Origin of the sequence: Peptoanaerobacter stomatis (assembly GCF_000238095.2) — a bacterium.
In the GTDB taxonomy this organism is placed as follows: Bacteria; Bacillota; Clostridia; order Peptostreptococcales; family Filifactoraceae; genus Peptoanaerobacter; species Peptoanaerobacter stomatis_A.
Map to the genome: position 1 here is coordinate 1,384,453 of NZ_JH815225.1, position 20,856 is coordinate 1,405,308.

The following is a 20,856-nucleotide window of genomic DNA, read 5'->3' on the forward strand; positions in this document are numbered from 1 at the left end:
CTTTTTTAATTTTTAATTTTTTTATATTTTCAAAATTATTTTCCTTTTTCAGTTATCTTAGCCGCTATAGATGCCGGCACTTCTTCATAGTGGTCAAATATCATTGTATGTGTTGCTCTACCTTGAGTAGTTGAACGAAGATCGGTTGTATATCCGAACATTTCTGAAAGCGGAACATATGCAGATATTGCTTGAGCTCCACCTACTCTTGCCTCCATACCTTCTATTCTTCCTCTTCTTGAGTTAAGGTCACCCATAACATCACCCATATAATCTTCAGGTGTTATTACTTCTACCTTGAATACAGGCTCCAATATAACAGGGTCAGCTTTTCTCATACCATCTTTGAATGCCATTGATGCTGCAACTTTAAACGCCATTTCAGATGAATCGACTTCGTGGTAAGAACCATCATAAAGCTCTACTTTTACGTCAACAACAGGATATCCTGCAACAACACCTGACTGCATAGCACCTTGTATACCTGCATCTACCGGTCCTATATATTCCTTCGGAATAGCTCCACCGACTATAGCATTGACAAATTCATATCCTTTACCAGGTTCTTGAGGTGTCATTCTTATCTTAACATGACCATATTGTCCTCTACCACCTGATTGTTTAGCATATTTGTTTTCTATATCAACAGCTTTTCTGATTGTTTCTCTGTAAGCAACTTGTGGTGCACCTACATTGGCTTCTACCTTAAATTCTCTCAGCAATCTGTCTACTATTATTTCAAGGTGCAACTCTCCCATACCTGAGATTATTGTTTGTCCTGTTTCTTCATCAGTTCTGACTCTGAATGTAGGATCTTCTTCAGAAAGTCTTGCAAGTGCTGTACCCATTTTTTCTTGAGCAGCTTTTGATTTAGGCTCTATCGCTACTGATATAACCGGTTCAGGGAATTCCATAGATTCAAGCACTATAGGTGCTGATGGATCACAAAGAGTATCTCCTGTTGTAGTATCTTTAAGACCTACAGCCGCAGCTATATCTCCTGCATAAACTTCTGTTATTTCTTTTCTTGTATTGGCGTGCATTTGCAGTATACGACCTATTCTTTCTTTTTTGTTCTTAGTTGAGTTCAAAACATAAGAACCTGAGTTCAATATTCCTGAATAAACTCTAAAGAAAGCCAATTTACCTACAAACGGGTCTGCCATTATTTTAAATGCTAAGGCTGAAAACGGCTCTTCATCTGATGAATGTCTTACAGCTTCTTCTCCGTTTGGAAGAACTCCTTTTATAGCTTCTATATCTGTCGGAGCAGGCATATAGTCAACTACTGCATCCAAAAGTAATTGAACCCCCTTGTTTCTGTATGAAGTTCCACAGAAAACAGGATTTATAGTAGTGTTAATTACTGCTTTTCTAAGAGCTGTTTTTAACTCATCTATAGTTATTTCTTCACCCTCAAGGTATTTCATCATCAATTCTTCATCAGTTTCAGAAATTGATTCTATCATTTTTTCTCTATATTCTTCAGCTTTTTCTTTATATTCAGCCGGTATTTCAGTTATTTCTATATCTTTACCTTGATCATCTTTGTATATGATAGCTTTCATTTCAAGAAGATCTATCATTCCTTCAAATGAATCTTCGGCTCCTATCGGTATTTGCATAGCTACAGCATTTGAACCGAGTCTGTCTTTCATCATGCCTATAACTCTATAAAAGTCAGCACCTGTAATATCCATCTTGTTTACATATGCTATTCTTGGAACTTTATAGTTGTCCGCTTGACGCCATACATTTTCTGATTGAGGCTCAACTCCGCCTTTTGCACAAAATACTGCAACCGCTCCGTCAAGTACTCTAAGTGAACGCTCAACTTCAACAGTGAAGTCAACGTGTCCCGGAGTATCTATTATGTTTATTCTATTATCTTTCCAATGAGCTGTTGTAGCAGCAGAAGTAATTGTTATACCTCTTTCTTTTTCCTGCTCCATCCAGTCCATTTGAGACGCCCCCTCATGAGTTTCTCCAAGCTTATGAGTTATACCTGTATAATAAAGTATTCTTTCGGTAGTTGTAGTTTTACCGGCATCTATATGAGCCATTATACCAATATTTCTGGTTCTTTCTAAAGGATATTCTCTACCCACTGATTCTCTCCTTCCAATCTCTACTTTAGAGTTAATTACCAACGATAATGTGCGAATGCTCTGTTTGCTTCTGCCATTTTATGAGTGTCTTCTCTCTTTTTAACAGATGCACCTGTATTGTTTGCTGCATCCATTATTTCTTTAGCAAGTTTTTCAGTCATTCCCTTTTCGCCTCTTAGTCTTGAATATCTTACAAGCCATCTAAGTCCAAGAGTTTCCCTTCTGTCAGCTCTTACTTCTATAGGCACTTGGTAGTTAGCTCCACCGACTCTTCTTGCTTTTACTTCAAGAACCGGCATTATATTGCTCATAGCTTTTTCAAAAACCTCTAAAGGATCTTGGTCGGTTCTTTCTTTTATTAAATCAAATGCTCCGTATACTATTCTTTGAGATGTACCTTTCTTTCCGTCAAGCATTACTTTATTTATAAGTTTCGTTACAACTCTGCTTGAATAAATAGGATCAGGTAAGACTTCTCTTTTTGATATTTTCCCTTTTCTTGGCATTAACTTCCCTCCTTAATAATAATTAATTCATCGGTACTCGACACTGAAACTTATGCCGCTTGCCTTTTATATCTATTATTTATAAAAAGCGTGGACATCTGTTTGGTAAACACGGGGTGTCTACTTTTTAGCTTCTTTAGGTTTCTTTGTACCGTATTTTGATCTTGCCTGTCTTCTTTTTTCTACTCCTGCTGTATCAAGAGTACCTCTTATGATGTGGTATCTAACCCCTGGTAAGTCTTTTACTCTACCGCCTCTTATAAGCACAACGCTATGCTCTTGAAGATTGTGACCTTCACCCGGAATATACGCTGAAACTTCCATAGAGTTTGTAAGTCTTACTCTGGCAACTTTTCTAAGCGCTGAGTTAGGTTTTTTCGGTGTAACTGTCTTTACAGATGTGCAAACCCCTCTTTTTTGTGGAGCTGATATATCTGTAGGTTTTTTTCTTAGTGAATTAAATCCTTTTTGTAGTGCCGGAGAAGTTGATTTCTTTTCAACTTTTTCTCTACCACTTCTTATTAATTGGCTAATAGTTGGCATTATAGCACCTCCTTTATTTTTAATGTTTGCCAACAGCTATGTCCATAGCTTGAATGTATATTTTACATACCTTACAATTATATCACTTCAAATTACAAGCGTCAATATATTTTTTATTTTCTGATACTTTATTTTACAACTTTTAAGATTAAAACCTCTTAATTATTTGTAATATCAAGTTTTTCAAATATTTTATCTCTTTATTTATATTTATCAATTTTTTAAACTGTTTTCAAATTTTTGCAAATCTTCATTTTTTCCGACCAATAATATTGCAGTATCTTCTTCTAATATTTCATTTGGATTAGGAACTATATTAAGCTCATCATCTTTTTTGGTAGCCACTACATTTAGCAAATATCTCTTTCTGATTTCAAGTTCTGCCAAGGTTTTTCCAACCCAAATTTCAGGAATTCCTATCTCTACTATTGTATAATTAGGATCTAAATCTATCTTATCTAATATATTTTCCGATACGAGATTATTAGCTATTTTCATACCCATTTCTTTTTCCGGCGTTATAACTTTATTAGCACCTATCTTATAAAGTATCTTTTCTTGTATTTCACTTCCTGCTTTACATAATATATATCCGACTCCCAATTCTTTTACTGCGAGAGTTGTTATAACTGACGCTTCTATATCTGAACCTATTCCTACTATTACAACATCACAATTAGCTACCCCTACTTCTCTAAGCACATTTTCGTCAAAACTGCTTACAGTAACAGCTTTTGTAACATAATCAGCTATATTTTGAGTAACCTCTTCGCTGTAATCTATCGCAAGCACATCATATCCGAGTTTGTATAATGTCTTTGCAACAGATGAGCCGAATCTTCCACAGCCTATAACTGCAAAACTCTTCATAATCCATACTCCTTTCAAATATGTCTATCCTACCGCTATATCTTCTTTCGGATATATATATTTTTTTTGTCCCAAATCTGTTATAAATGTATATAAAACAGTAAGCGAGCCTACTCTTCCAGAAAACATTATTATCATAAGCACTATTTTAGCAACAGCATTCAATTTTGTAGTTATACCGAGAGTAAGACCTACAGTTCCATATGCCGATGTAACTTCATATAATATAGTCAAAAAATCAAACTGAGGATTTGTAAGCGATATTATCATCGTGCCTGTAAAAACCAGAAAAAAGCCTATCACAAGTATTACAAGCGCCTTATTCAATACATTATATGATATTCTTCTTCCAAATGCCTCTATATTTTCTCTTTCTTTTATAAGAGATATAACTGATATTAATATAATAGCAAATGTAGTGGTCTTTAAACCTCCTGCGGTTGATGCCGGAGAGCCTCCTATAAACATCAATATTATAGTCAAAAATTTGCTGCTGTCTCTCATAGCGTTTATATCTATCGTGTTAAATCCCGCTGTTCGTGGGCTTACTATTTGAAATAACGAAACCAGCACTTTCTCCCATAATTTCATTTCGCCCATTGTTTGAGGGTTATTCATTTCAATCAGAAAAAATATTATTGAAGGTATTAATATGAGCAACGATGTGGTTATTATAACTATTTTTGTATGTAATGCCAATTTGTAAAAATTCTTTTTATCTTTTATATCCAAAATAGTCGAAAAACCCAAACCTCCAAATATTATTAGAAACATTATTGTAAAATTTACAATCATATTGTTGTAATACTTTACAAGCGATGAAAAATTTCCCATAATATCAAAGCCTGCATTGCAAAATGCTGATATTGAATGAAATATTGAGTATGCAATCCCTTTTATAATACCCATTTCAGGGATGAATACAAACGAAAGAAAAAACATCCCAATCAATTCTATAATAAAAGATATTATCACAATATTTTTGCTCAATCGTATAACTCCGGAGATTTTTCCTGAATTAAGTGACTCTTGTATTACCAGTCTTTCAGAAAAAGAAATTTTTTTACCCATAAATTTGATTCCCATAGTAGCTATGGTCATAAATCCGAGTCCGCCTATCTGAATAAGTATTATTATTACAGTTTTACCGAATAATGACCAATATGTTCCTGTGTCTACTGCAATAAGTCCGGTTACACAAACTGCCGATATAGACGTGAACATTGCATTTAACAGACCGACAGATTCGTTATTTGCACTTGATATGGGCAAATTAAGTATAAGACCTCCTATTACCGCTATGAGCAAAAAGCCTCCCGCAAGTATTTGACTTTGAGAAAGTTTTCTATATATCACAGACATCATACTTTTCTCCCCTAAAAAAACAATAAGGTTTCCGACATCTGTTTAAAATACCGAAAACCTTAAAAATTTATTTTCCTAATGCTTGTTTTGAAACTTTTACCAATGCTTCAAATCCGCTTGGATCTTTTATAGCCATTTCTGACAACATTTTTCTGTTTATATCTATGTTTGACAATTTAAGTCCATGCATAAAGTTAGAATAACTCAAACCGTATTGTCTTGTTCCGGCATTTATTCTTGCTATCCATAGCGCTCTAAAGTTTCTCTTCTTTTGTTTTCTTCCTATATATGAATAAGCAAGTGCTTTCATAACAAACTGATTAGCTGTTCTGAAAAGTTTTGATCTCGCTCCTCTGAATCCTTTAGCTAATTTTAGAATCTTTTTATGTTTTTTCTTAGCATTTACTGCCTTTTTTACTCTTGCCATTGTTAATCCTCCTTAGTTTTTATTTATATGGTAGTAATTGAGAAATTCTTGCTGTATCTCCACTTGACACAATGGCAGCTTTTCTGAAGTTTCTTTTTCTCTTTTGTGATTTTTTAGTTAATATATGTGATTTGAAAGCTTTAAATCTTTTAAGTTTTCCAGTGCCGGTAACTTTTATTCTTTTTGCGGCACCTCTGTGAGTTTTCATCTTTGGCATTTTTCTTTCCCTCCAAATTATTTTTATTTTTTATATTAAATAATCAAATAGATTATATTATTTGAATATCTAATTTTTTAACAATACTTAATACAATCAAAAAATATAAATTTTAAATTAACATAGTTATTTTTTTACAGGATCTACCATTAAAACCATAGTGTTACCCTCAAGACGCGGTTTATTTTCTCCTGCTGTTCCATGGTCTTTTATAATTTCCATAAATTTCTCTATTACCTGAACTCCCATTTCCTTGTGTCCAAGCTCTCTACCTCTAAACCTTACAGCAACTTTCACCTTATCTCCGGCTGCCAAAAACTTTATCGCCATATTAGCTTTAGTTTCCAAATCATGCTTTTCTATTACAGGCCTTAATCTTACCTCTTTCATAGATATGACTTTTTGTTTTTTCTTGGACTCTTTTTCTTTTTTGGCAATTTCATATTTGTACTTACCATAGTCCATTATCTTGCACACAGGCGGGTTTGAATTAGGTGATATTTTCACCAAATCAAGATTTTTGCTTGAAGCCAAATTCTGAGCGTCCTTCGCCGACATTATTCCAAGCTGTTCTCCTTCTTCTCCGATAAGCCTTATTTCTTTATCACGAATTTGCTCATTTATTTGTTGCTCTTTAATAATCATACACCTCCATTTAGGGTAATTTTTACAATAAAAAAACGGATAGAATACTATCCGCTCACACTACTAATTTAATGATAAATCAATACTATGTAATAATGAATCGTCAAAACTACATTCATATCAAAACCTTATAAGCATTACCATAAGGTGAGAAACGGATATTTCTTCTTTTTAATACTCATAGTATTATATCACTTTTTTTCTTCTTGTCAAGTATATTTTATAAGACCACTACTTTATTTTTTCCTGTACGTTTACCCTCATACATCTGTGCATCGGCATCATTTATCATATCTGCAACACTTTTATAATTTTTTGAGCCTACACTTCCAAACGTCATGGTAACTCCGATATTATGCTCCTTATATTTCATCTTCATATTTTCAATCTTTATTCTGACTCTATTCAATATTGACATTACTTTACTTGAATCTAATTGTCCCATGTCATCTCTTTCATTTCTTAAAAGTATTAAAAATTCCTCTCCGCCCCATCTTGCAACAACATCATCATTACGAAATTCCTGTTTCAACACATTGGCTATGAGTATAAGTATTTTGTCTCCCACATCATGTCCATATGTGTCGTTTATATATTTAAAATCATCCAAGTCTGCAAACGCTATATAAAATATACTGTTATCTTTACCTATGGATTTATTCATATCTTCAAGTATCAGATTCATCTTATGTCTATTTATCAAACCTGTAAGCTCATCCGTTCCGACTATTTCTTTCATCTTTTTTACTTCATTTTGCAAAAAGAAATTTTCAATTATATTGGACCAACCGAGTGCTTTTTCCGAAAAGAAAAGCAAAATAAACAATCCAACTCTGTTTGCTAAAATTAAAAAAATATCCAAAAATGTAAGTTTGTTTATATTTCCTTCCAATCCCTTTGCAAAATATAATACAAGATATGTCAATGCCATAATTATTGCAAGCATATAAAATTTACGTCTTGCTGAAAACGGAACTGTAAGCGCCAACACTACGACTACTATAAGCCAATTTTGAAAACCGTATCCCCAGCCCATAATAGTTGTAGATACTATACAATATATAGTAACTTCAATAAATCCCACTAATGCGGTAATTTCTTTATTATTTTTTGCCTTTGTCAAAAGTACGATAAATAACGCTATACTGAACAGATTATAGTGTATCAACACAGGCACTTTCGCATATATAAAAACCACTTCAGCTAAAATATGCAATACCAGCCCTAAAAATATAATCCAATAATAGCTAATTTCTTTTTTTGAATATTGGCCATCTTTTTTATCCATACATATCCTCCACACAAAAAAAGCTAAAATTTATAGATATAATTATACAACTCTTTTCTTACCTTGTCCATTTGAAATATAATTTCTCATAATCTGTATATTTATATATAGAGTATATAAAAACAATATTATTATGTATGATATAACTACAAAAATCAAACTCTTATGCTCAAAGCTTATATACGAATAAGACAGCGATGTCAAAACTTCATTAGATTTATAAAATAAGAACATCATAAAATTGACTATATTGCAAAAAACATCTCTTAAAAACGGGACTTTAACAAAAATCATTGACAGTAATATGAAAGGATACGCCAATGATATAAGCGGAACGCTTATGATATTGGCAATTACACTTATCAAACTCACTATCCCAAAGTTGTAATACACATACGGAATTGTAAGTATCTGCGCTGATAAAGTTACACATATCATAGACAAAATCAATTTACCTAAATTATTTTTCACAAATTTTTCCAAATGTTCAAAGATGATTTTATAAAACATAGCTATGGAAAACACCGACATAAATGACATACAAAATCCGAAATCATATATGACATAAGGATTTAATATCATATAAAATGCCGACAACAAGAAACCTATAGAGAATATATCGTATCTCTCTTCTAAAAATATGCTCGCTATAAATGTTATATAAAATATATAAGCCCTTACAGCCGGTGGATTTGCACCTGTAAGTATCACATAAAAAAGTGTGCACAAAACAGAAATTATGTATCTGTATTTTTTAGAAAGAAAAAATGTTATATTGAAAAATATTCCGGCAATAAGGACTATATGAAATCCGGATATGCTTATTATATGGCTTATTCCGGCTCTCGAAAACAACATGGTCTCATCTTTTGAAATAAACTCTCTGTCAGCAATTATGAGCGCTCTTATTATAGGCGAATACTCTTTATACAAAAAATCTATACCGCTTTTTAAATTTTGCCTTATATCATACACAATACTTGCTAAAGATATTTTGTGCCCAATTTTTTCAATATAATCTATATACATTATATAATCGTAGCCTTTGCTTTTAAGATATAAGCCATAATCCCCCATGCTTAGCAAATCCTGTCCGTATCCGCCTGCACATATCAAATCTCCGACTTTATATTCATCTGATATATAATTGTTCACCATAACAAAATTTTTGGAGTATATATAATATTTGGAGTTTCGAATTTCTATCTTATCAATAAGCTCTCCTTTAAATTCAGTATATTCTTTTGTATAATTTATATTTTTTGAATTATTATATGTGATGAAAGCTGATGTAAATAATATTATTATAAAAACAAAAAAGGAGAACCTTCTGATTTCAATTTTTTCAATCATAAGTCCTCCTTGTTAAATTAATTTCTTCTTCTCCCAGAGTTAGCTATCATAATAAGTCTGAGTACAGATAACAAAGATGCCGCAACTCCTGCCACATAAGTCAACGCCGCAGCTTTTAATACCTTTTTTGAACCGTCTATTTCTTGAACTTTCAGAACATTACATTCCCTAAGCAAGTCAAACGCTCTGTTTGATGCGTCAAACTCAACAGGTAGTGTTATTATTTGAAATAAAAGTGTGAGCGAAAACAATCCTATACCTATAGGAACAAGAAAATTAAAACTTCCAAATATTATACCTGCTATAAATATCGGCATAGCCAAATTTTGTCCTATATTTACAACGGGAACTATGCCCGCTCTTAAAAGATAAGGTTTATAATCCTTCAAGTCTTGCACAGCATGTCCACATTCATGAGCCGCTACACTTACTGCTGCAATAGATGTAGAATTTATAACCGACTGTGACAAGGCTATCGTTTTATTTCTCGGATCATAATGATCTGTAAGCTCTCCTGCTATAGGTACAATTCTTATATTCGAAAGTCCGTTTGCATCCAATATAGCTCTTGCAGTTTGAGCACCTGTCATACCTGATGCACTTCTTATCATAGAATATCTTGAAAAGGTAGATTTTAATCTTCCGCTTGCAAGCATTGATATAATTCCGCCTATAATTATAAGTATAAATGTCCAATCATATCCGAATCCGTAGTAATATGGCATATTTTCTTCCCCTTTCTATATAATCATATCGTCTAAACTCGTTTTTGCACAAACAAACTTAACAAGGATTTTTTCATGTTTATAAAAGCAGAAAAAACAACTTCTTTTAAAAATTTAAACCTATTTTTATGGCATTTATATTTTCTAATACTCTTTCTTACATCTCTCTCAAAATCAAGAGATATAAGCGACAGTCCTGTCATAAAAAATATAAATCCCGGCATTATGGGCAACATTCCTCCAATTATTCCGAGAATTATAAAAAATACCCCTAAAGATTTTCTAAAAACTCCAGTTTTTATATTTATTCTCATTAATCATTACCTTCTTTCTGCCAAAATAGTATTTTATACTATTATATAATCAAGCACGAATATTTTTTAATATGATACTCAATCTATTTTTCTTGATACACTTTTTTACAAATATTGTTAACAAGCACTCTTTCAAAATAATTTGAGCATATCTTAATTTAATTATATACAGTAATGTTTAATTTAAAATTAAAAATATAATAAATTTTAGTTAATATTATTTTATCCTCTGCCCAAATCACTGGTACTTCCACTTATATTAACATCAGTCTTGCCATAAGTTATACCCTTGGACAAGTTTTTATGTTCATTTTTGTCGCTCATATTTGCACCGGCACTGTACCACGCATCTCTTAGCGTTTCAAATATCTTTATAATGCCGCTTATCTCACTTGTATCTTTTTTTATCACTGCATTATTTACGACTCTGTTTATATATAGATATAAGTCAATACTTGCGTTTTTGAAATCATTGTTGTCATCTCCGAGGGTAGCTATGAGATTGGACAATATATCCCTTATCTTATCTGATGCGGCGAAAGTTTTTTCTTTATCATTTTTATTTATATATTTCCCCAAATCTTGTACATTTTCAATTAGAGCCTGATACTGAAGCGCCACAAGCTCACAAGAATTGCCTGTAGCTATTTTAATAGCCAAATCTTCCTTATATGACATTATTTCTCCTCGATTACATAAATACTATCATCCGATTAAATATAGATTAATATTATGTTTAAATAACTTTTATCACAAAACATTTCAAAATATCTTAATTTAATACTAAACACGAACTAAAACTATATTATACCCACTTCCTTAAAGAGTTGTACTTTTTCAAAAACAATAAGTATATAAAGTTTAGAAATATTATAATTTTATAATAGAGTTTATCCTAAAAATCTGTTTATTAATATTTCTATTATTTTACTAATTCATAACATATTTGTAATGTTTTTATAAAGCTTTGTTTAAGAAATACATAATATAATTTAAATAGATAATTATTTTGCAAGCTGACACTGGTCTTTACCCCCACACTCGCCTGCTGGAACTTTTGCTTGGGTTTGCCTCACTAATCATTCTCTCGTAATTTACGGCAGGACTTACACCTAAGATGCACTATGCTCACTATATCATTTTTGTATAGCTTACGTGGATTCCTTCGCCTGCATCTGGCATGAACTTGCAACCACAGACCTTGCAAAATATGATATAAGTGTAACATAACATAACAAATATGTAAATAATTGTAATTGAATATTAATGTTTTGGGGAAAAATTGCTGATATAATGTAAACAACAAATTTCATACATATTATTAAATCAGTAGTCTATAGACCAACAAACCTATAACAACAAAGTTTTCAAAAAAATTTTCATATTATTATTTACATTTTTATACTGAATACCAATTAAAACTGAACTATAACTATATATCTGAAAATTTATGTTTTTTTTAAAAAACAAGTTATATAAAGCAAAGAACATTAATATAAAAGCAAGTAGGTGATAATTTGTCTCAAGATATTGTAAAATCTCCATTTATACAAATAAAGCATATAAGAAAAGTATATCGAATGGGTAATGAAAAAGTGGTTGCATTAAACGATGTCTCGCTTGATATAAAAAGAGGAGAGTTTGTTTGTTTTTTGGGTAAATCCGGCTCCGGTAAATCGACATTTTTAAATATGGTCGCCGGACTTGAAAAGCCCACTAAAGGAGAAATAATCATAGGCGGTGTACACTTAGAAAAGTTAGACGAAGAGGAAGTCACGTTGTTCAGACAAAAAAATATAGGTTTCATATTTCAAGCATATCAACTCATACCCTCTCTTAATGCCATAGAAAACGTAGCACTCCCATTAGTATTTAGAGGTATGTCGGCAAAACAGTCACAAAAAGTAGCCAAAAAATATCTTGATGACGTTGGGCTTAAAGGCTATTATAATAGAAAACCGAGCCAAATGAGTGGAGGACAACAGCAAAGAGTTGGAATTGCAAGAGCTCTTGTAGGTAACTCCAAAATTATTTTTGCTGATGAGCCTACAGGAAATTTGGACTCCAACACCACTTTGGACGTAATGAATATAATAGTTGACATCGCAAAAAAAAATAACCAGACAATCATACTCGTAACACACGATAATATGATAGCCGATTATGCAGACACCATAGTTGAATTAAAAGACGGAGATATAATAAATGTCTCAAGACCTAAGCAAAACCAATAAACACAAAATTCTACTAATCTCTTGCATAACCATATCAAACACTATACAACTAATGAGAAATAAACCTGATTTAGAACCTGTAATCTTAGTTGTATCCATATACAATGATATATGAATAATATTAGAAAATATAAAACAAAATTTTCAAGGAGGAAATGATTATGTATTGCTCAAAATATCAAAAAAAACGAAATGAACGGCAAAATTTTTGTCCAAATAATAAAACAGTTATTATATTTTTTGCAATTACAATACTTTCATCCTTTATCTTACAGACAAAATCAGCATCAGCCGATAGTCCAAGTTTAGCAGAAAAAATTGAAAAAGCAAAAAAAAATATAGTTTGGATCGATAAAAAATACGATACATATCTTAATTTAGGCGAAACTATTGTCGGAGTTTTAAAAGATGAAAATATTAAACACGTCAGATTAGATTTTATGGATAATAACTTAAAAACTATAATAAACTATAAATATGCAGATAAAGAGTTTTTAATTTCAGGTTTTATTGATGATTGGGGCTTTTTGCAAGACTCAGTGCCTGTACCGAAAGATAATAAATACGGATATATAGATAAAACCGGAAAAGAAATAGTAAAGCCGAAATACGATGACGCATATGAGTTTTCAGAAGGTTTAGCGAGAGTACAAAAAGATGATAAATGGGGATTTATTGATAAAACAGGCAAGGAGATAATAAGCCTTAAATACGATTACGAATTGGATTTTTCCGAGGGCTTGGCAGCAGTACAAAAAGATAATAAATGGGGATTTGTTGATAAAACTGGCAAAGAAATAATAAAACCTATGTATGAACGTGCACCTAATTTTTGTGAAGGCTTAGCGAGAGTACAAAAAGACTACAAGTGGGGCTTTATGGACAAAACAGGCAAAGAAATAGTAACACCTAAATATGATTATGCTTTTGACTTTTCAGAAGGCTTAGCTACAGTACAAAAGGGTGACAAATGGGGATTTATAGATAAAACAGGCAAAGAAATAATAAAACCACAGTATCAGATTACATCTTCTTTCTCTGAAGGATTGGCAGCAATACAAAAAAACGAAAAATGGGGATTTATTGACAAAACAGGCAAGGAAGTGATAAGCGCTAAATACGAAATTGTACACGAATTTTCAGAAGGTTTTGCAGCTATATCCGTAAATAAAAAATACGGCTTTATTGATAAAACAGGCAAAGAGATAATAAGTCCTAAATATTATTTCGCATATGAATTTTCAGATGGCTTGGCGAAAGTGCAAAAAGATGAAAAATGGGGATTTGTAAATAAAAACGGAAAAGAGATTGTACCGCCTAAATATGATTTTGTCGATAAATTTTCAAAAGGGTTGGCAAGAGTGATGAACGATTACAAATATGGCTTTATTGATGAGAACGGAAAAGAAATAATAAAGCCTATATATGATAAAGCCAGCGAGCTTAAAAATAATATGATTATATTGGAAAAAGGCAATAAGGTTGGAGTATTAATCATCAAATAATATATATTGAGATTGTATTCAAGAATATAAATAATATTGTAATTTAGTTAACCAAAAAAATAAAATACTTAATAAATAAAGAGGAGAATAATGAAAATAAATAAAAAAATTGCTTGTTTTATATTATCAACTGCACTTATATTTACACCATTTTTAGTAAATATACACTCTTATGCAGAAACAACAAGCATAGACAATGAAGAGGACAAAAGAGAGCAAGAAGAACGAGAAAGACAGGAAGAACAAAGAAGACAAAAGGAACGTGATTACTATGTAGCAGTAGAAATGTACTCAGATTTTCCAAAGCTTAAAAATGATACACAAAATACATTGACACTACAAATAAAAAATACAGGCGGTTCGCATTTAGAAAAATCAAAGATAAAAGTAAGCGCATTGCCCGGAGAAATATCACTTACAGGCGGTAGCAGTACAACCCAAGATGTCGGCACTATATATGTAGGTAACCAAACTTCCATAAACTACGAAGTACAAGTAAGCAAAGACGCAAAGACAGGCACATATCCTATAACATTTGAGTTTACAGGTAACTACGGTACAAGTGTAGACAATTATAAAGCATATAGCTATTCAAAAACTTTCTACTTGAATATAACAAAGACAGAAAAAGAAAAAGATAAATCACAATATAAACCGTTTTTAATACAAAATATCAAACATCCCGCAATAATAAACAAAGGTGATGTAGCCGACTTGACATTCAGCATCAAAAACCCGAACGACAAACCTATGAGTTCAATAAAAGTAAGCGTCAGCCCTGATGAAGGTATAGTCAATCAAACTCAAGGAGTATTCGTAGAAAATAATTTTCCTGCAAACGGCGAAAAAACTTTCAATGTAAAATTATTCGCACAGGACAAGGCAGAAAAGAAAAATTACTCTATAAAATTGACTGTAGAGCCTACAAATCCTACTGAGCAAACAGATTCAAAATCATCAGAAGATTCAAATGAAACACCGAAAATATTGCCTACATCTACACAGTACACAGGTATATTTTATAATGCACCCGACAAAGATGAAGTTGACGGTGTCAAAAATCCGCAAATAATAATATCAAGTTATTCATACGGAGGCACATATGTCGAACCGAATCAACAATTCCCTCTTACTATGAGCTTTGTAAATACAAGCTCACAAAAGGTACTCAGAAATATAAAAATATCTCTCAATGCAGAAGAAGGGACATTTATAGCTGTAAATTCGTCAAACTCTTTTTACATTGACAGTATGTCTCCAAACTCATCCGTTACTAAAACTATAAATTTCGTTACAAAGCCTGATGCAACCACAAAAACTGTTGCTATGACAATAGATTACACTTACGAAGACACAAAAGGTACCGCTCTTACAGCAAAAGACAGCATCTCAATTCCCGTTATGCAAAAAACTCTCTTAAGCATAGATGATGTCGCTCAACCTCAAGATGTAATGGAGGGCGAGCCTGTAAATATCAGCCTTAACTTTTATAACTTAGGTAAAACTAAAATATCAAATTTGAAAATGGTAGCAAGCGGAGATTTTACAGTACAAGGTGAAAATTCATACTTTGTAGGAAATTTAGAGCCCGGAAAAAATGATTCATTTTCAATAAGTGCTATGCCAAACGATCCAAACAAAATATCAGGTGTTATAGACTTCACTTATGAAAAATTGGACGGTTCAATAGAAACTGCACAAAAAAAATTCAATTTCACTCTTAATCCTATATCTCCAATGCCTGATAATAACAATATGGATGATATACAGCCTCCTAAACATGATAACAAAATTATTTATATAGGTGTAGGTATAGCAGTCGTTATAATAATCGGCATAATTCTTAAAAAGAGACATAATAAGCGCAAAAAAAGTCAGGAGCTTGATTTAGATGAATAAAATACAGCTTTTAAAAATGGCTTTTACCAACTTATTTAGGAGAAAAGCCAGAAGTATATTGGCAATACTCGGTGTGCTGATAGGAACGGCATCAATCATAACTATGGTATCCATAGGTCTTGGAATAAGTAAAAATTTTACGGATACAATGAAAAAAAATGAAAGTCTTCACGTAATACAGATATTCGGTATAAGCAAAAGAAATCAGACTCCTGGAAGTCAAACTATGAAAATGGACGATAAAGCCATAAAATATCTAAAAAATATAAAAGGAGTTACATTTGCCACACCTGTAAAAAATCTTAATACAAGAGTTATAATAGGCGACTATGTTGCAGATATGAATATAACCGGAATTGACCCTGAATTTTTTGATAAAGCTCATATAGAATTTCAAAGCGGACATAATTTAAAAACAGGAGATAAATTCAAATTTATATTCGGTTCTATGACAGCTTTTAATTTTCAAAACTATAAAACAGGCAGATATATAGATTACTCTCCTGACGGAAAAACACCGATAAATTTTGTAGTACCGAAAATAGAACTTACAAATGATCCTGAATATAAAAAAGCGAAAGTTACCGGCAGAAGATATGGAATTACTCGAGAGCAAAGTGAAAATCCTCCTAAATACGAAGTGTTCAGAGCAGGAGGAGTCGGCGTTATAAGAGGAGAAGGAGAATATTCTTTTTCAGCATACACCACACTTGAAACTTTAAATTTAATAGAAAAATCCAATAAAAGAGCTGAAAATGCCGTAGGACAAAAAAACAGCAGATACGAAAGCAGAAATAACGACCAATACCAAAGCATAATGATATATATAGAAGACATAAATCTAATATCAGATATAACGAAAAAACTTAGAGAAGAAGGTTTTGAGTTCTATTCCATTATGGATGAGATAAAAGAGGCTCAAAAAACATATGCCATGATACAAGGCGCTCTTGGAGGAATAGGTGCCATATCACTACTTGTTGCCGCAATAGGTATAACAAACACCATGATAATGTCAATCTATGAGCGTACAAGAGAAATAGGCGTCATGAAAGTAATAGGCGCAAGTCTATATGATATAAAAAGATTGTTCTTGTGTGAAGCGGCATCTATAGGATTAATCGGCGGTATACTTGGAACCGTACTGAGCTTAATAATCTCATATGTGCTTAATTTTCTATACTCTACATTTGGAGGAGGCGCTATGGGAATGATGGATATGTATTCTTACGGTTATATGGGAATGGGCGCAGAACAATCATCCGTATATATATCTTACATCCCGCCATGGCTTGTTATGTTCGGAATATTATTTTCAACATTTATAGGAATCGTATCCGGATATATACCTGCTAAAAAAGCTATGTCTCTATCAGCACTTGAAAGTTTAAGAAATGAATAAAAATTGTAAAAAAAAGCAATCAACAAAAACATTGATTGCTTTTTTTATTATTTTATTTTCCGGCTACATAGTTAAATTTAAGAGACTCATCAAATCCCCAAACTTTAACTTCTATTTCATATTCTTTTCCGTTTTCAAATATATTCGCTTTTCCTAAATCCTTAGCTGTTTCTTTTATCTTGCCGTTTTCATCAAATACTTCTGTAGCTTTTATTCTAAGTCTTCCTTCTACAGTTACCGGTTCAACTTTTACAGGTTTGTATTTGCTGTCACTTTCTTTTGCTTTTTTATCTGTTATTGTTATGCTTTCTATATTTTTATATATGTTTGCAAGGTCGTTGTCGCTTACTGAAAGTTTATTGCCTTCAAATTTCAAAGTTTCTTTACTCTTTACAACAAAATACGGATAGTGCATATTTGTTCTTTCTTTATCTCTTTCACCGGAAACAAAATCAGGTGAACGATAAGCACCGCTTTCATCAACTATGTTTACATAGTAATGTCCAGGTTTTAAATCATTTGGTATTGTAAGAACAGTTCCGTCTTCACTTAATTTTACATCTTTTATTATATCTTCACCATTAAATACTCCCTGTGATACATTTAGAAGTTTTAATTTAAAATCTTTAGGAAGTGTATTTGTAAATTTAACAGTTGTTGTTCCTATCTCTATTATAGGTGTAATAGGTGTCAATGTTTGTTTATCTGTAAGGAACATTTTGCCTTTTCTACCTTCTATTGCGTTTATAACCGCCTGTTTTATCGCTATGCTGTCAGCTGTAGCTCCTGAAACTACGTCAGCCTCACCTTTTCTCATTTTCATAGCTTTTACTTGTTCTAATGTTTTTCCTGCAAACTTATCATATATATTCCCTGCTGTCATTCTGTTCCAATAACGCTCATGTTTCATCCAGTCTTTTTCCTGCGCTCCAGGCATAAGTCCTTTTATTTGTGTAGAATCATTGGCTACTTCCACGATTTTGTTATTTTTGTCAAGTACTACTTTTACTCTCATATCGTAAAATGGCGGACGTAAAAATAATTTTAAATTCGGATATTCCGCTTGATCCACATTTGAATATCCATATACAACTTTATAAGGCACATTTGTATTTGAACCTTTTGATATAGATGAATTCACTTCCAACTTGAATGTGTTTTCTTTATTTTTATAAGTTTTTTTAGTTTTTTCAAATTTATCTACATTATTAGGAAGTTTTATGCTGTCCACTTTGCTGTTTTTTTCTACCGATATGTCAGCATTTACAGTTTTTATGTCAAGTTCTTTGACTTTGGCGTCTATAACTGTTTGGTATTCACTGCCGAGTATATCTGACAATTCTAATGTTGCTATTTCTCCTGCACCTTTTGTTTGTATTTTTGCAGGTGTTTTTACAACCAATCTGTTCAATTTTGTTTTATCGTCTAAAACTACATTTATTCTTTTTCTAATTTGTTTGTCTATTATTACTTTTCCTGTTATTTTGCAATTGTTAAGAGAAACTTCTTCCGCTCCTCTTATTACAAGGTCTCCGTCTATTGTTATATTTTCAAGAACAACCGCTCCGTCTCTTAAAGTGTCTGATATTAAAGCATTTTTTGAAACTTTTGCATTTCTTATTTTTACTTTAGGTTTTTCATTTGTTCTTTCAGGATTTGTTATTTCCATACTTGGATATGTTTTTTCTTGTGCATCAAGTGATTTTTCTTCAGAATCTTTATTTGATTCCACTGTAAGCGGCGCCTGAACACTTTCAAGAGCATTTGAAACCGCCTTCATAAATCCGTTTGATGATATTGTTGCTCCCGCTAAAGCATCAACTTTTATAGATTGTGTTTTTACTATGTTATCTGCCAATATTTTTGCTTTTTCCGCATTAAAATAAATAGGTGTATCATTTTGACTTAAAAGATCTACTGATTTTATAGCTCCGCCTGATACAGTAACTTTAACTTTTATGTCTGATGAATATCCTCTCGCCGTACCTTCATATACTCCGTCTACATATTTGCTTTCTTCTTTTTTCTTGCTGTCATCAGTTTTATTTACTGTTGTTGTCTGCTCAGTCTTTGCACTGTCATTTTGTGCATAAGATGATGATATTGCCGCTGTAGAAACAGCCATAATCATTGATAAGGCAAGAACTAATTGCATATTTCTCTTCATTTTTACTTCCTTTCTCATTTCTTAAATTAATTTGCAAATACTCTAAGATATACAAATTTTTATAATAACATTTAACTAAGCAAAATTTCTTTGACGATATAATTTTATAAAAATATGTATCTATAACTTTTTAGCAAAAGAGATTATAACACAATAAATCATTATATGCAATTAATATTTAATTTCATACAATGATTTCATATAAAAGCAATATATATCAGAATTATTTATATTTTTTTAATCAAATACATATATGCATACTTCTTATTTTTATGTTTTATAAAGATAGATTGTCAAGTTAAGTGCAACACTTTTTTTAATTACTCAAAAAACTTACTTAAAACTTCTAATGGAGTTTTATAACCTAATCTCTTTCTTGGTCTGTTGTTAATCATGTCAACAACTTCTTTTAGAGATTCATCAGTAATATTTTTAAATGAACTGCCTTTTTGGAAAAATTGTCTAAGTAGTCCGTTTGTATTTTCATTTGTACCTCTTTACCATTATCTACGGTGAAGCTCTTTTTGAGTTTATCAGGTATAGTTTCAAAAGCTTGTATGGTTTTATAACTAAACTCAGTGTCTGTTTTAGTTTCTAACTTAAAAGCTACAAGAAAACTGGACTTTCTTTCTACATGAGTTCCAAGTAGACCTGTTTTTCTCATACCAAGCACTGTATCACTTTCAAAGTGACCAAATCTGCTTCTGTTAGTACATCCATTTGGTCTTTGAGAAATATTAATGGTGTTGGGTATTTTACCTCTGTTATCATTAGAAGATTTACGTTTTTTATGTTTATTCATAAATCTCATTTTCTTCTTTATATCTATAGGTAAAATACCTGAATGGACAGCTCTATAAATAGTGTTATATGAAATACTAAAAGGTCGTTTTTCTAACTTTGCTCTACCTGATATTTGTTCAGGAGTCCACATAGACTTAAGTCTATCAATAACATAGTTTTTAACTTGTTCATTAGATTGTAATATAGCTTTTTTACCACAATTAGATTTTCTTTTAAGATACTTTTTTTGAGCATGATGAGCGGCGCAAGAGCCGTTAGCGTATGAATTACGATTAAATTCACAAGATATAGTTGAGGGCGAGCGACCAAGTATACGTGCTATAGCACGTATACTTGAACCTTGCTTAAACATAACTCTTGACTTTTCTCTTTCTTCTATGCTAAGATGAGTGTAATGACTCATAAAATTTAGGCTCCTTGTATTATTTGTTGTGGTAAACTCTATTATACAAGTTTTTGTTTTATGAGTCATTATTTTTTTATT

General features: G+C 31.8%; 18 protein-coding genes and 1 pseudogene. 4 read left to right on the top strand and 15 right to left on the bottom strand.

The genetic code is table 11. The annotated features are described in order from the left end of the window. Nucleotides 1–35: 35 nt before the first annotated feature. The 13 genes from fusA to HMPREF9630_RS05990 all read right to left on the bottom strand — a co-directional run bounded on the left by fusA (nt 36) and on the right by HMPREF9630_RS05990 (nt 11,039). On the bottom strand, nt 36–2,108 hold the full coding sequence (fusA, locus tag HMPREF9630_RS05930) for an elongation factor G (RefSeq protein WP_009527607.1): 2,073 nt from the start codon (nt 2,106–2,108) through the stop codon (nt 36–38). Between the two features lie 35 nt (nt 2,109–2,143). Continuing rightward, nucleotides 2,144–2,614 (bottom strand): 30S ribosomal protein S7, encoded by a 471-nt coding sequence (rpsG, locus tag HMPREF9630_RS05935; RefSeq protein ID WP_009524490.1) that lies wholly within the window; start codon nt 2,612–2,614, stop codon nt 2,144–2,146. A 120-nt stretch (nt 2,615–2,734) separates the two neighbouring features. Then, the gene (rpsL, locus tag HMPREF9630_RS05940) at nt 2,735–3,157 is read right to left on the bottom strand and encodes a 30S ribosomal protein S12 (protein WP_009524491.1); all 423 of its coding nucleotides are present in this window, start codon (nt 3,155–3,157) and stop codon (nt 2,735–2,737) included. Between the two features lie 213 nt (nt 3,158–3,370). Next, entirely contained in the window at nt 3,371–4,027 is a 657-nt protein-coding gene (locus tag HMPREF9630_RS05945) for a potassium channel family protein (RefSeq protein ID WP_009527608.1), read from the bottom strand. Nucleotides 4,028–4,051: 24 nt separating this feature from the next. Then, nucleotides 4,052–5,392, bottom strand: coding sequence for a TrkH family potassium uptake protein (locus HMPREF9630_RS05950; protein WP_009527609.1), 1,341 nt, complete (start codon nt 5,390–5,392; stop codon nt 4,052–4,054). Between the two features lie 67 nt (nt 5,393–5,459). After that, nucleotides 5,460–5,819, bottom strand: coding sequence for a 50S ribosomal protein L20 (gene rplT, locus HMPREF9630_RS05955; protein WP_009524494.1), 360 nt, complete (start codon nt 5,817–5,819; stop codon nt 5,460–5,462). Between the two features lie 19 nt (nt 5,820–5,838). After that, complete coding sequence (gene rpmI, locus HMPREF9630_RS05960) at nt 5,839–6,036, bottom strand: 50S ribosomal protein L35 (RefSeq protein ID WP_009524495.1); 198 nt, start codon at nt 6,034–6,036, stop codon at nt 5,839–5,841. A 126-nt stretch (nt 6,037–6,162) separates the two neighbouring features. Then, nucleotides 6,163–6,681: a translation initiation factor IF-3 gene (gene infC, locus HMPREF9630_RS05965; RefSeq protein WP_009527610.1), complete on the bottom strand. Its 519-nt coding sequence runs from the start codon at nt 6,679–6,681 to the stop codon at nt 6,163–6,165. Nucleotides 6,682–6,901: 220 nt separating this feature from the next. Continuing rightward, nucleotides 6,902–7,969 carry a GGDEF domain-containing protein gene (locus tag HMPREF9630_RS05970; protein ID WP_009527611.1) on the bottom strand — a complete coding sequence of 356 codons (1,068 nt, stop codon included), beginning with the start codon at nt 7,967–7,969 and terminating at the stop codon, nt 6,902–6,904. A gap of 42 nt (nt 7,970–8,011) precedes the next feature. Beyond that, nucleotides 8,012–9,322: a ComEC/Rec2 family competence protein gene (locus HMPREF9630_RS05975; RefSeq protein WP_009527612.1), complete on the bottom strand. Its 1,311-nt coding sequence runs from the start codon at nt 9,320–9,322 to the stop codon at nt 8,012–8,014. A 17-nt stretch (nt 9,323–9,339) separates the two neighbouring features. Further along, nucleotides 9,340–10,047, bottom strand: a complete 708-nt coding sequence (locus HMPREF9630_RS05980) for a zinc metallopeptidase (protein ID WP_009527613.1) — start codon at nt 10,045–10,047, stop codon at nt 9,340–9,342. 32 nt (nt 10,048–10,079) lie between these two features. Further along, on the bottom strand, nt 10,080–10,361 hold the full coding sequence (locus tag HMPREF9630_RS05985) for a hypothetical protein (protein ID WP_009527614.1): 282 nt from the start codon (nt 10,359–10,361) through the stop codon (nt 10,080–10,082). 222 nt (nt 10,362–10,583) lie between these two features. Then, nucleotides 10,584–11,039: a flagellar export chaperone FliS gene (locus HMPREF9630_RS05990; RefSeq protein ID WP_009527615.1), complete on the bottom strand. Its 456-nt coding sequence runs from the start codon at nt 11,037–11,039 to the stop codon at nt 10,584–10,586. An 839-nt stretch (nt 11,040–11,878) separates the two neighbouring features. Here HMPREF9630_RS05990 and HMPREF9630_RS05995 point away from each other — a divergent pair. The 4 genes from HMPREF9630_RS05995 (at nt 11,879) to HMPREF9630_RS06010 (ending at nt 17,401) form a co-directional block, all read left to right on the top strand. Beyond that, on the top strand, nt 11,879–12,595 hold the full coding sequence (locus HMPREF9630_RS05995) for an ABC transporter ATP-binding protein (protein ID WP_009527616.1): 717 nt from the start codon (nt 11,879–11,881) through the stop codon (nt 12,593–12,595). A gap of 161 nt (nt 12,596–12,756) precedes the next feature. Continuing rightward, entirely contained in the window at nt 12,757–14,100 is a 1,344-nt protein-coding gene (locus HMPREF9630_RS06000; protein WP_009527618.1) for a WG repeat-containing protein, read from the top strand. A 90-nt stretch (nt 14,101–14,190) separates the two neighbouring features. Continuing rightward, a complete protein-coding gene (locus HMPREF9630_RS06005) occupies nt 14,191–15,999 on the top strand; it encodes a COG1361 S-layer family protein (protein WP_009527619.1) in 1,809 nt (602 codons plus the stop codon). Beyond that, nucleotides 15,992–17,401, top strand: coding sequence for an ABC transporter permease (locus HMPREF9630_RS06010; RefSeq protein ID WP_009527620.1), 1,410 nt, complete (start codon nt 15,992–15,994; stop codon nt 17,399–17,401). Before HMPREF9630_RS06005 ends, HMPREF9630_RS06010 begins: the two co-directional genes overlap by 8 nt. A gap of 52 nt (nt 17,402–17,453) precedes the next feature. Here HMPREF9630_RS06010 and HMPREF9630_RS06015 read toward each other — a convergent pair whose 3' ends face one another. Then, nucleotides 17,454–19,568, bottom strand: a complete 2,115-nt coding sequence (locus tag HMPREF9630_RS06015) for an FMN-binding protein (protein WP_009527621.1) — start codon at nt 19,566–19,568, stop codon at nt 17,454–17,456. A gap of 320 nt (nt 19,569–19,888) precedes the next feature. Continuing rightward, nucleotides 19,889–20,775, bottom strand: a pseudogene (locus HMPREF9630_RS06020) (IS30 family transposase). Nucleotides 20,776–20,856: the final 81 nt, after the last annotated feature.